The sequence below is a fragment of the Photobacterium kasasachensis genome, assembly GCF_050336885.1.
In the GTDB taxonomy this organism is placed as follows: Bacteria; Pseudomonadota; Gammaproteobacteria; order Enterobacterales; family Vibrionaceae; genus Photobacterium; species Photobacterium kasasachensis.
Genome location: NZ_JAKJSH010000007.1, coordinates 367,162 through 380,473 on the forward strand (window position 1 = coordinate 367,162; position 13,312 = coordinate 380,473).

10 protein-coding genes are annotated in these 13,312 nt (G+C 46.4%); 7 read left to right on the plus strand and 3 right to left on the minus strand.

Translation table 11 applies throughout. From position 1 onward, the window contains the following. Positions 1-6 precede the first annotated feature (6 nt). The gene (locus L4D19_RS11480) at positions 7-2,331 is read left to right on the plus strand and encodes a DUF4062 domain-containing protein (RefSeq protein ID WP_428452574.1); all 2,325 of its coding nucleotides are present in this window, start codon (positions 7-9) and stop codon (positions 2,329-2,331) included. Continuing rightward, the gene (locus L4D19_RS11485) at positions 2,315-4,066 is read left to right on the plus strand and encodes a hypothetical protein (RefSeq protein WP_428452575.1); all 1,752 of its coding nucleotides are present in this window, start codon (positions 2,315-2,317) and stop codon (positions 4,064-4,066) included. The genes L4D19_RS11480 and L4D19_RS11485 overlap by 17 nt, the downstream gene beginning before the upstream one ends. 220 nt (positions 4,067-4,286) lie before the next feature. Here the strand turns inward: L4D19_RS11485 and L4D19_RS11490 are convergent, their stop codons facing one another. Further along, a complete protein-coding gene (locus L4D19_RS11490) occupies positions 4,287-5,234 on the minus strand; it encodes a LysR family transcriptional regulator (protein WP_428452576.1) in 948 nt (315 codons plus the stop codon). A 215-nt stretch (positions 5,235-5,449) separates the two neighbouring features. Here L4D19_RS11490 and L4D19_RS11495 point away from each other — a divergent pair, with 215 nt between their 5' ends. Both L4D19_RS11495 and L4D19_RS11500 read left to right on the plus strand, forming a co-directional pair. After that, the gene (locus L4D19_RS11495) at positions 5,450-6,364 is read left to right on the plus strand and encodes an SDR family NAD(P)-dependent oxidoreductase (protein ID WP_428452577.1); all 915 of its coding nucleotides are present in this window, start codon (positions 5,450-5,452) and stop codon (positions 6,362-6,364) included. Between the two features lie 10 nt (positions 6,365-6,374). Beyond that, complete coding sequence (locus L4D19_RS11500) at positions 6,375-6,683, plus strand: hypothetical protein (protein WP_428452578.1); 309 nt, start codon at positions 6,375-6,377, stop codon at positions 6,681-6,683. Between the two features lie 140 nt (positions 6,684-6,823). Here L4D19_RS11500 and L4D19_RS11505 read toward each other — a convergent pair whose 3' ends face one another. Next, a complete protein-coding gene (locus tag L4D19_RS11505; RefSeq protein ID WP_428452579.1) occupies positions 6,824-7,774 on the minus strand; it encodes a LysR family transcriptional regulator in 951 nt (316 codons plus the stop codon). Positions 7,775-7,912: 138 nt separating this feature from the next. Between L4D19_RS11505 and L4D19_RS11510 the strand changes: the two genes are divergently transcribed. The 3 genes from L4D19_RS11510 (at position 7,913) to L4D19_RS11520 (ending at position 11,362) form a co-directional block, all read left to right on the plus strand. Beyond that, a complete protein-coding gene (locus L4D19_RS11510; protein WP_428452580.1) occupies positions 7,913-8,725 on the plus strand; it encodes an enoyl-CoA hydratase/isomerase family protein in 813 nt (270 codons plus the stop codon). Between the two features lie 241 nt (positions 8,726-8,966). Beyond that, the gene (locus L4D19_RS11515) at positions 8,967-9,869 is read left to right on the plus strand and encodes a VirK/YbjX family protein (RefSeq protein WP_428452581.1); all 903 of its coding nucleotides are present in this window, start codon (positions 8,967-8,969) and stop codon (positions 9,867-9,869) included. Between the two features lie 266 nt (positions 9,870-10,135). Next, positions 10,136-11,362: a M20/M25/M40 family metallo-hydrolase gene (locus L4D19_RS11520; RefSeq protein WP_428452582.1), complete on the plus strand. Its 1,227-nt coding sequence runs from the start codon at positions 10,136-10,138 to the stop codon at positions 11,360-11,362. Between the two features lie 58 nt (positions 11,363-11,420). Here the strand turns inward: L4D19_RS11520 and L4D19_RS11525 are convergent, their stop codons facing one another. Beyond that, positions 11,421-13,133, minus strand: a complete 1,713-nt coding sequence (locus tag L4D19_RS11525; protein WP_428452583.1) for an amidohydrolase — start codon at positions 13,131-13,133, stop codon at positions 11,421-11,423. Between the last annotated feature and the right edge of the window lie 179 nt (positions 13,134-13,312).

Consider the following 13,312-nt stretch of genomic DNA (forward strand, 5'->3'; position numbering starts at 1 on the left):
GAGATAATGCGCAATACAGCGATTTCTCTGTTGGCAGGCAAGGGACACACATCTTTTATGGACAACATCTTTTTTTCATTCTCTTTTTCTGAATTCAAGACTCTGGTTGAGCACATCACCAAGCGTATGGGAGATTCGGTTACCCTCCAACGTTGCGGCCTGAAACCCTTTCACTTAGCTCAACTGGAAGCCTTTAAAGCTGCGCCCCTAGAGAACAGCCTGCAGTGCGTAAGAAACAGCCGCTATATGATCTGCCTGCTGGGACAGAATATCGGCAGCGAGGCTGAAAATGGCAAGACTTATATCGAGCTGGAAATTGACGCTGCCCTCGAGGCTGATGTTGATGTTTTCGCCTTTCTGATTGGCCCGGAATACGACACGCTCAATAACATGCCACCAGCTGTACGCCGGGTTTACGACCGCCTTAGTGACTGTGTCACAATCGGTCAGCTCCCCACTCTCGATTCGGAGGCCATCGCCCGGCAAATCACCAACAAACTTGAAGATGATGTGTGGCAAACTCTTGGCGAAGATGAAAAGCTAACCCTTGCCTCGGATCTGCTTGATGTGTCCGGCTTCCCTCGTCATCGACTCGACCGTCTGCCAGAAGGTGTTCGCAAACAGTTAACCCGCATCTACCGTCCAGTTACACAGGAAAAAGTCAGCAGCCCGCTAGCAGCTGATCTCGCACAGCGTAAGCAATGGGCCTACCAGAGCCTGACCTACGGTCATCAGGAGCAGGCACTCAAGAACCTGCAAAAAGCCATTAAAGAGTTCGGCTCAGACTTTTTTAGCTGCTTCTGGCTCAGCCGACTGTATGCCCTTCACGGCACCCGCGAAGAGCACTGGCGCAGCAGTCAGCAATATGCAGAGACGCTGGAAAAAATGCTGAAAGATGAGGATACCCTGCTCACTTCGCTTCATCTTACCCATCTTGGCAGGGCATATTGCTTTCAGAAAGACTTTGCCAAAGCAGAAAGCCTTTTGCTTCAGGCGATAGAAGCCTATCCAACCTATGAAGCACTCGAGTTTCTCGCCGAAGTCTATTTGATGCAACGGGAGAAAAGCAACAACATAGAATGGCTACACAAAGCCGTTGATACCATGTCATCGCTGCTGCGATTCAAGCTTTCCCACTACGTTCTGGTTGCTGACCGCTTTACAGATAAATACCCATATACCTTTACTGAAGTAAACACAGAGGTCTCCCATAAGCTAGACAGCTTTTACTTCAACATGCACAAATCACTGACAGAAAACCAACTGTGGGCAAGACAGCAGTTGGCGATCTCCCCCCCTCAGCCACCGGCACTACAAAAAGACGCGGCATTGCTGCAACGCGCTTATGTGGCTTCACAATATGTATGGCAGAACTATCGAGTACTCCGTCGTGCTTCGTCCCAGCTAACGACGCGCTATATCGATATTCAACAACAGCTAGACCAGCTCCGAGAGCAAAAAAAGTACCAGGAGCAAGAACACCAGCTCTTAACTGAAGCCCTGACCGAAGCGCGAGCCTTTCTGAAGGCACGCCATGAGCGGCTGGAAGACGTCATTACGGCAAAAGAGCAGGAGCAAGCTGCACGCCGAAAACTGCATGCTGGTAATATCATGGGTGTCATCATGTTCATTGCTATGGGGGCGGGTTTCAACCAATCACCAAACATTGGTGTCCCGCTGTTGGTAGGCTTGATTTTAACTTTGTGTATCAGGGCAGCTCTCAGCACAAAGAAAGCGAAGGCAGTTAAAAGTACCGAGGAAGAAGTGAACTACGTCAGTGAAATTAATCGCTCCCTGGCTCTTTCGCTATCCAGTTTCAACAACAAGATCGGACAAATCGAACTAAAAGCCCTGCTTCATCCGCTGCAGGAAGAGGTCGAGAAGCTGCGTGAATCTGATATCACCGAGGCCGAGCAGCAGTTCAAGACTCTGTACCAACAGCAAGTTGAACAGTTCAACCAGTCAGCTTTGGCCTGTCAGCAGGAGCTCTCTCTACTCGTAAGACAAACCAGCACCTGGCTGACAAGAGTCAACGAGTTTGAGCAGTATTCGGTCTCGGCCCACAGCGGGCAGTATAACCATCTGATGATTCGCAAAGGGCGTATTGATGTTGCCCGCAAGGCCGAACTGGGTAGTGGTAAGCTGGAAACGATCCTCTTTGCTGGTGATGAGAGCCCGCTAACGGGCCGTGCGCTGCACTCAGGCGGCAACCGACTTGACGCTTGGTTCGATAATCCATCAGTCGCGCGTAGCCTGATAGCTCTGACCGATAACCGTACCCAGCAACGACAAACTACACAGCAGCAAACAAATCATGAATATGAACAATAATACCGGCAGGATGCCGCTGGTTATTGCTGTTACCGGGCATCGAGATGTTGATACCCTGCAAGACAGTCGAGATCACAGCACCATCTCGGAAGCCTTTACAGCCTGCCTGCAATACTGGTTAAAAACCGTCGGCCCGGATACCCCGATCCACCTGTTGTGCGGTATGGCACAGGGAGCCGATCTGTTGGCGTTGAAAGCCGCCATGCAATTGAAATCCGCAGGAGCAAGGATCACCCCGCTTCCCTGTCTTGTAGCTCCCCTGCCCCAGCTGAAGGAAAGCTACGACAACCAGGAGGACTTTGAATACGCACTTGAAATCTGTGAAAAGTATGGCTGTACCATCACAGCACCCAGTCAATCTGCCATAAGCGACATGGATGAGGCGTACCCTTACCTCTATCAAGGCGCAGTGTTTGCCCGCTATGCCAATGTCGTTATTGCCCTATGGGATAGCAAGCCGGCCAAAGGGCATGGTGGCACCGCCGATGTTGTCAGAATGCAACTTGGCGACATTCCCGATATCCCGGAAATTAAAGCCCTGTTCCCCAAAGGATTCGATGGCTCCAACGGTGGTGTTGTACAGCATATTCCCGTCACGCGTTGCAGGCCTTCAAGCGATGATGTCGATATCAGCTATCCGACCTCACCTTTAAAAGGCTCCCCCTACCCCGTTTACCTGTCTTGTAGCCACCATCAAAGCGTCCAGGATTTTCTATCTCACGAGTTCACCACACTGCTTGAACAAATACGCCTGTTTAACCGCAAGCACAAGGTGATCGATACGCAAAAGGCAGAGCGGGATAATGCACAGCCGGGCTTGACGCCAGCCTTAAGCCTGTTATTCCACTATGCCGATACCAAAGCGGTGAAGAGACGTGATAGATACCAGAAATCTGTAATGACATTTTTCTTCTGCGCCTTTACTGCGCTATTGGCGCTAGAGTTTGTTGAATGGGGTGTTAGTTCTACCTCGGGGTATATAGCAACAGGCATCGTCTTGTTCGCTCTTATTACCTGCATAGGCCTCTACTGGACATCTCGGTTTAGAGGCTGGAAGCGCGACTACCAGCTCTATCGCGGCGTCGCCGAGGCTATCAGACTAAGAGGCTATCTGAACCTTGCCGATATTGCTCCTTGCGAAAGCTCGCTACTACCGCGGCAAATGCGCAATAACCTGCCACTGTTCCAGCAAGCCGTGTACTTAACCGAGTGGGCCTGGTGGCAGGACAAAAGCATCATCGCTCCGGATAAGGTCAAAGACGCCTGGATGGAGAGCCAAATCTCATACCTTAAAACGCGGCTGACAGCGACACCCGGCAAAGGTATTAGGGAAGCAAGAAAGATTCATAGCAACCTGCTAAAAATGCCCGGTCATTATCACCGAACCCTTGGCAGGCTATCTAAATTCCTGATGACGAGTTTTGTGGTATTGCTGACTTCATTGTTTACCTTACAGCTAACTGGCACTGCCGACTACTACACCTGGCTCTATCTGGGTATCAAAGTCATGCTGTTCACCAGTGGTATCTTGGCACTCTGGATCAACCTCGCGGGCTACGAGCACCTGTGTGTAAGTTACTCCCGGCTTATCGCCTTATACCAGCGCGCAGCAACTGAACTGGAGAACACCTCCGATTATCACTACACCCTGCAGGAACTGGCGAAAGAGGCCTTCAGCGAACATTGCGAGTGGGTCTACTACAACGCCAAGTCGGAATATAACAGCGGGCATTAAGAACGGTCAGCCCACAATTCACCTCAACTAGGCGATACCTGAATGAAATCAGGTATCGCTTAGCCAGCCTTATTTCGGCTCTTCAAACTTGTATTCCTGACCTTTAACCAACACATATGGCGCGCGGTTGTATGTTGCCGTTTTGTACTGAACAGCCCAATCAGGGAAAGCGTTATTTAAAGGCAAATTAAAGCTGGCTAGTTTGATAATACTGCTAACCTCATTGCTTATCTCGCAACTGATCTGATACGACTTTATCTATCATCTGCTCAGCATCAGATATCGTTGGAGCCCCTGCCAATAATTGCTTAATTAATACTTGTTGTGCCTTTGGTAAAAGCTCACGACGACGATATACCAGGTAAAACTTGAGCTGTTCGAAACAATAATCGGGCATGATCTGCTGAACCTTATCTTCATTGCCACGTATGTGGTGCAGCGGCAGCAAGCCTATACCTATTCCGGCAAAAATGGCTCGTCGCACTTCACGAATATCCGGCACTTTCATGCGTGCCGTTGGGCGATAGGTAATCGGACTGTCTCCATCTGGCGGGATCATCATCCAACGATCCAGGATTTGGCTAATGATCAGCGCGTGCTCTGAAAGCTCACTTAGATTTTCAGGTTTACTCCTGCTCTGCAGATAATCGACATGAGCAAAAAGCCCACATGGCGCACCGAATATTTGCTGCGCAATTAAAGAGCTGTCGGAGAGCGGACCAATGCAGACACCTATATCCATATCTTCAGCCAACAGGCTGCTATGCGCTTGCTCTGTTCTTAGTTCCAGTCGTACTTTCGGGTGCTCTAATAAAAATCGCTCGATAATATCGCCAATCCACGTTTCATACATCAATGCTGGCATTTCTAAGCGTATTGTTCCGGACAGCTCTTGCTGCTCCGCCTGTAGATTTATAAATTGCTGCTCAAGCATTTCCAGCCAAGGAGACAACTGTTGAAAGTAAAGTTTGCCTTGCTCCGTTGCGGCCAGCTTTTTACCTTTCACCTGCAGAAGCTTGATACCCAGTCTCCGCTCCAACGCAGATAAACGGCGACTCAACGTTGAGTTAGGTAATCCCATTAAAGTTGCCGCACGGTTTAACGACCCCTGCTGTACAACTTTGTAAAACAGCATAAGATCATCAACATTTCCGATAATGGAATCCATACTTCCAGAACCCCCTGTATTTTCCACAAATGGGAAATAATAAAGTAGCAAGCATAATATTGAAAGGCAAAGAAGGAAAGATGCTGATGCTCTAGGTAAAACTCATCAGTACTCTACTCTCAACATGGCGTGACCAAAAAAATAAACAGGGGACGCAAACGCAGCCTTTTCATTACCTCGAAAGAACCACCATATCTCATAGAGAGAGGGAGACCATGCTAAAACGTATTTTGATAACAGGGGCAAATGCGGGATTGGGAAAAGAATGCGCCAGACAATTAGCATTACTGAATGGTACTGAGAAAATCTACCTGGGTTGCAGAAACGAAAAGAAAGCGAAGGCTGCCAAGAAAGAGCTAGAAAAATCGACAGGAAAGTCAGTTTTCGAAATCCTTCTTATTGATGTTTCTAATTTAGCTTCGGTCAGAACTGCTGTTCTCTCTTTGAAAGAACCTATTGATGCCCTCGTAATGAATGCTGGAGGTGGAGGAGATACAAATTTCAATGACAAAACAGAGGACGGAGTAACTCAACAGTTTGCTGTAAATGTTCTGGGGCATGTGGTTTTGGCTGAGGAGCTATTGAAAGCAAAGAAATTAACCAAAGTAGCCTTATATGCAGGTTCAGAAGCTGCAAGAGGCGTAGAAGCATTTGGAATTAAACAACCGGATCTGAAAACGTCCTCTGTAGATGAATTTATGTCTATATGTAACGGAAAATTCTTCGGGGAAGTGACAGATGCGATGATCCCTTTTGGTTCAATCAAATACATGGCAGCTTTGTGGATATCTTCTTTAGCTCGCAAGTATCCAGATGTTCGGTTGATCACTATGAGCCCAGGGGGAACTACTGGTACAGAGGCCTCCAACACACTTCCTCCTCTTAGGAGGTTTATGATGACCTCTTTGATGAAAATAATGGTTCTGTTTGGTAAAGCACACAAATTAGAAGTAGGAGCTAAGCGGTTTGTAGACGGTCTACAAGACGAATCCTATAAGAGTGGTGTTTTCTATGCGAGCAAATCCGGAATCACTGGGCCAATTGTCGATCAGGGAACAATTTTTGAGAAACTGAACAATAAAACATATCAAGACAATTCTTACGAAGCGATTCACCGATTTATCAAATAAAAGAGAACATATGAACAATACTATGCAACATCATCATGTAACTTTAATTCCTAGGGAAAACAAGGTAGCGGAGGCGTATGAACTATTATTGCAATGCGCTGAAAAGGTCTCATTAAAAAAGAATGAAAATGGCCCAATTAGCTGGTGCGCATCTTATGATGAAAACAAGAAACACTTTTTTGTCGATGCTCTCTTTCCAGGCCAGGAAGCCGTTGAATTTCATCAGGAGAACTTAAAAGCTATTCTTAAAAACGCAGGAGAACTAATCGCTGCACCTCCAGAAACCATCATAAGGCATGTTTTCTCAATCGCCCCATAGTTATGACACGTTATTACTCTATCTAGACAGTCATAATTTATGTATTGGAAAAGAGGAGCTTTCGCTCCTCTATACAAATCAATATACGCATTAAGCATTTTTAGGTGGGGTAAAGGCAATCGACCTATCTGAGCGACATGCTAAAAAGCGCAACCATACATATTGTGAAAATTGGGAATATGCTTTTCCCATATCGGTATCTCTTCACCGACAATGGCTTTGAGCGTTTCGATAAATAGTTTTGTCTTGATGGGTGCATCTCTGTGCGGGTAAACAGCATAAAAAGTGCCGAAATCATCTAAATGTAGCTGCGTCATTATCGGGACAAGTTTACCCTCCAGGATTTCATTATCAATCATCTGGGCAGTAACCACCGCAAGTGTGTGCCCTGCTACCGCACTTTTCGTGACCATTTCGACATCATTCACTTTATAGGCCACCTTCAACTGGAAGTACTTACTCTCGTTGTTGTCATCCAGATACCTGAATTTATCAATCAAGAGCCCCGGCGCAGCGTAGGCTGTCGCAGGTAATGACTCCAACTGTTGAACCGTGTTGATTTCTCCATGCTTTTGAATGAACTTAGGTGAAGCAACAATCAATAACCTGTTACGCGCTATTTTTCTGATAATCAGGCTGGAATTTTTCGGCTTGCCGATACGAAAACCAATATCAAACCCTTCCCTGACCATATCCACAACCCGATCTTCTAAACGCAGTTCAATATCGACATCCGGATATTGTTGCTGAAATACCTCTACCGCTTGCTGAACATACTGGCGACCAAACAAGGTCGAGCTGGTGATGCGCAGTACGCCCTTGGGCTCGGCATGGTAATTCTGCGCCAGCCGGTGCGTATCATTTAACAAGGTCCGTAATAACCTGGCCTGATTCACCATTTCATTCCCGGCAGCGGTTAAAGATAACGAGCGCGTCGTTCGGTTTAGCAAACGAACGCCAAGCTCATCTTCTAATCGGCTGATATGTTTAGAGATGACCGATCGATCAACATTTCTTTGCTCGGACACTTTGGTAAATGAACCAAGTTCTATCACTTCGAGTAGCAGTAATAATCGACTAGAAAAATCCATACGCTTTCTTTTTGTTGCATTAACAGCACCAATTATATGCCAGTTAGCGCATTTTTCCTCACCTATAATACTCCTATAGTAACCACACATTGAGGGCTTGAACTGACAGAGCCCATTTACTCAAGTGAGGAAGATTCCATGAACACACTATCGATTACCCACAACAACGGCATCGCAACAGTCGCTATCAATAATCCGCCAGTGAATGTTCTGACGATTGAACTGATAAACGAAATCAACGAGTTCGTGCTATCGCTAAAAGATAACCGCGATACAAAAGTGGTGGTATTCAAATCACTCCGCGAAAAGTTCTTCCTGGCTCACTTAGATTTGCATGTGATCAACGGTACTCAAGGTGGCCAGGCAGCATCTATCGAATTCAATCACATGATTGCCAACATTAAAGCAATGAAGCAGGTCTCTGTGGCTGTGGTAGACGGTGTAGCTCGAGGGGGCGGTAATGAGTTCGTCATGGCGTGTGACTTGGCATACGGCACAGAAACTGCCGCTTTTGCCCAGCCTGAAATTCACGTCAACATCCCGACTGGCGGCCAGGGTGCGGTACATTTTGCAAGACGAATGGGTAAAAACAAGGCACTACAAGCATTGCTTCTTGGTAATGACTTTACCGCCCAACAGGCAGAAATATTGAACATTATTACCCAGTATGTCCCGAAGGCAGAAATGGATACCTTCCTGGCTCAAACACTTGGGGTGATTAGCCAGCTAGAAGTTCGAGATATCGTGATGTACAAAGCGATCATCGAGGCATCAATCAAAGATGAAAATGCAGGTGCGGAATTGGAATTGCGCTACTTCCTGGAGCGCGCAAAAGAAGAGAAGACCCAGGCCATTATCGAGGCATTTCTTAAGCACGGCGGACAAACTGAACGTGAAGCAAATGATATTCAGGGCATCTTTGTCGACACCGCCGCCGAGCTTGCCAAATAAAACATAACCTTAAATCATCAACAGCATGCGCAACGGAACATAGTCGCAAGCATTAGGATCCAAGTGCTCAGACGCTCCCCCCAATATACTGAGGCTGGGGGGGAGCGAATGGATACCGAAACTGCGAAGTTCCAAATTGTAATGACATTTCTGACAAACTCACACAAACCCATACAGTAGCTTTTATATCTCTTCAGCATAATTCCCTGCAGCATTAATAATTATAAATATGGAATCATTGATGAAGCTAAAGACGTTATACAGTATTTCTAAAACAATATATGGGCCCCAAAAAAAATACAGCGTTTACAGAGATCAATGTAGGTTCTGTTTTCGGTATATAGCTAGTCCTGGAACGGCAAAAGCTATGCAATCAATGCAGAATGACAAGAACATAAGAGAACTTTTTAAGCTCAGACCAAAAATCTACGATCAACCAATGCACCCTCATGTGTGCGCTGATTGGGACAAAAAGACTCGCTTAAGAAACCTTTATGCTCACTTCAACTTTATGTCGACCGAACTTGGTAAAAAGTGTAAGGAAGTCTACTCAGAGCAAGGATACAAACTGTTTTCAATCCAGGGTAAAAATAGCGAGAATTACGATGTGCGTCTTTATATGGGGGAATGGCGTGAAGGTGGCCTAGGTTTGGCAATAACAAATGAACTGTCGCAAGATATTTACTTCACCACATTCAATATTACTGAAAACAGAGATCTGTTTATTGGTTGCGTACAGGGTTCAAGGGGAAAAACAGAAAGTCTTCCTGATATCATTAAGTCCCTTACAAAAGCTCAGCATGGAATGCGGCCTAAAGCGCTTATTGTTGAGCTGACGTTGATGTTTGCAAGACACTTTGGCATCAGGAACGTCTATTGCGTCACTAACAAAGGGCACGTTTACAGCGCGTCACGCTTTCGCACCCACAAACAACGCAAGAAAGTATTTTTCGATTATGACGCCTTTTGCACTGAGCTAAAAGGGGAGAAACACAGCAAGTATAGATTCAAACTGCCTTTGGATATAACTCGAAGAGATCTAAGCACTCTAAATCGTACCAAGAGAAAAATGTACTGTAAGCGATACGAACTGCTCGATAAGTACGAACAGCAAATGGCAGCATCGCTTAGCAGTTTGAGATAATCGTTTCTTAAACTAACTTTCACACATGGGACTGCCCAGTAAATTGAAAGTTGCACATAGTTTATTTGGAAGGCGACACTTGGTAATAACCAATACGCCACTTTGATGAAGCAGATCACAAATAGATGACTCTTGCTCTCAATTAAGCATAACAAGCTTTAGGTTAACGGCTTTCTTCTATGGTAAATTTCCATATCAAAATACTGGCATATGGAAAATTGGCAGTAAGATTGCTTTGCACCTAAATAGATTGAAAGGGCTAAATAATGAGTTTAGAGAACAGCACGGAACAAAAACACGCTTGGCAAAACACTATGCCGCACGACCAATTTGAGTTTATGAAGAAGGTACTGGCCTCGCCTTCGCCAATTGGTTTTGAAGCCGCAATGAGCTATGGCGTTATTAAACCTGAATTTGAATCTTTTATGCCAGCCGGATGGGGAATTCATCAGTTTAAAGGGAATGCAGGGTTAGTTTTTGATTCGCATCCTGGTCGTGATGATCTTGTAAGCGTGATGATTGTTGGCCACGCTGACAAAATCCGCATGCAGGTACGCAAAATTGATGACGACGGTAAAGTATGGATTAACACCGATTCTTTCTTGCCTACAACTCTGATTGGTCATGAAGTCAAAGTATTTTGCCAGCACCCGGATGAAGCAGGTAAGTTCAAAGTGATCGAAGGGTGCACTGTTGAAGCTCTGGGTGCGATTCACTTCTCCACTCCAGCTCAGCGCACAGGTGAACAAGGTATCAAGCCAGAATCAATTTATCTGGAGCTGCACACCTATGGCAAAGATCGTAAAGCACAAGTTGAGGCTTTAGGGCTACGCCCGGGTGACCCGATTCTTTTAGACCGCCCAATTAAGCATGGTGTATCTCAGGATACTTTTTATGGTGCTTACTTAGATAATGGTCTGGGTTGTTTCTCTGTTACAGAAATTGCACGTTTAGTGGCAGAAGAAGGTCTTGATAATGTTCGTGTCCTTTATACCATTGCCACCCATGAAGAGATTGGCCGGTTTGGATCTACACAGTTAGTGGGTGAGCTTAAGCCAGACGTATTAATTGCTACTGATGTAAATCATGACTACGAAGCAGCACCGGGAATTGGTAACCGTAAAATGAACCCACTTAAGATGGGTGATGGCTTTACCATTGGCCGTGGCTCTGTCATTTCAGAGTTTTTAGTTCAATCTTTAGAAAATGTCTGTCGTGAGCAAGATATTCCTTACCAGTTAGACTTCTCTGGTCGTGATATGGGTACCGATGGTATGGCAGCTGCGTTAGCCGGCGTTGATAGTGCGGCAATCACCATTGGGTACCCAATTCGTAACATGCATACATCGTCAGAATCTGCCCACACGGGTGATCTACTGGCTTCTATTCATGCTCTTGCCGGGCTATTACGCCAGTTTAATACGATGAATGATGGTAAGGGCATTACGCGTGATGATCTAAGAAATAGTCACATCCGCCTAGATCACATCTAACTCATCTTTAATTCAAAAACATTCAGAGGCGCTGAATAGCGCCTCTTACACCTAAACGCTATTTGTGCGAGTAAACTGTTTTTCCCTCAAAGATAGTTTCTTGCACTTCAGTCTCGCCGATACGATCCGGCGTAATATTGAACACATCCTGGCTGAGTATCAGCATATCTGCCGATTTTCCGACTTCAATCGAGCCACTTTTATCATCGATGCGTTGGGCCATTGCGCCGTTGATCGTATACATCTGTATGGCCTGCTCAATGGTAATGCGTTGCTCTGGCCAAAGTGTCTCATCCGGTCTCTGGCCGTTCGGATCTTTACGCGTCACCATCGACTCCATCGCTTTCCAGGGGTTAACATCAGCCGACACTGGCCAGTCTGAACCGCCCGTTGGCAAAGAGCCATTCTCAGTCAAGGTTTTCATCTCGCAGTTACGGGTGGCGCGTTCTTTGCCGAGCACCATCTCCAGCCCGCTCTGAATTGGGCTCGGATACCAAAAAATGGGCGAGAAGTTTGGCACAACATTCAGCTCGGAAAAGCGTTTAATATCTGCAGGGTCAACAATGCATGCATGGGCGATCTCATGCCTTAACCCTGAATCACCCTGCACTTGGCGAACTTTCTCAACAGCATTGAGCATGGTACGTGCCGCACGATCACCTACCGCATGCACCTGAGTCGTGAAGCCATTCTTATCGAGCCACATTAGATTTGTCGCCAGCAAGGTTTCTGAGTAGTTCAGTGTGCCGAGTATCTTTATCTCCCCGGGGTTATAGGGGGCCAGCATCGCCGCTGTTTTAGTCGGTGGAATACCGTCTAGTGTCATCTTGGCAAACTTGGCATTAAGGTGTCCGGAGCTCGGCTTGACCATTTTCTCAAAGGCCTTTTGCTTTTGCGCCTGAGTAAGGTTACTCGCTGTTGGCCAGCCCCATGACAGAGCAACATTAGCCGTAAGCATTCCTGCGTCATCCAGCTGCTTCCAGGCTTTGTACTCTTTCTCAAAAACGTATGAGTCTTTTACACCTATAATGCCGACTTTATTGAGCTCAGTGATGGCTCTATGTGCCGCCATTTTATAGTCATTGTCACTGCGGGCAGGAATCGCCTGATGAATACCTTCTCCGGCCTGTTCGATAAAGAAGCCGGTTAACGAGCCGTCGGTATCGGTTTTAACTAACTCACCATACTGTTTAACATAATCCTGCGAGATCCCGGCTTGTGCCATCGCTGCACTGTTTGCCCATACATTGTGATGACTGAAGTCCGTCAATACCACCGGGCGCCCGTTCGACACCTTGTCCAGTTTGGCCAACGTCTCAGCACTGGCCCGAGTGAATAGCTCCGCTCCCCAGCTCCCCCCTACAATCCAGCTTCCCTGCGGGATAGTACTAACGCAGCCTTTCACCGCGCTCAGGATCTCATCCAACCCCGCTTCTTGAGGAAAGCTACACTCAAACAACAGCTTTTCGCCAGCTCCAACCGGGTGAATATGACTGTCGTACAACCCGGGCACTACCGTCATTCCCTGAAGGTCGACAATTTTGGTTTTTTCAGGAGACTTGATCTCTTGCAAAGCATCATTGCCAACGTAAGTGAAGACGCCGTCAGTGATGATCAGTGATCGAACATATTCGGGCTTTTCCGCTCCTGTATAGATATTGCCATTGATATAAGCAACTGAGTTTAAGTCACTTTCTGTTGCTAATAATACGGAGCTAAATGCTGATGCGACCAGAGCAGACAGTAGCATTGGATTCGTTAATTTATTCATATTCAGTGGCCTTTTGTATCAGGAAGATGTTGTTTTACCGGGCCAGAGCAGTACTATACCCTCTTATCAGTACCCGGGCTGAAACCCTAATGGTCGGCTCGGACCAAACCAACAGGCAAATTAGTTGACAAGTCAACCTTATTGCACCAGCAATTGATTGACATGTCAACTAACTAGCA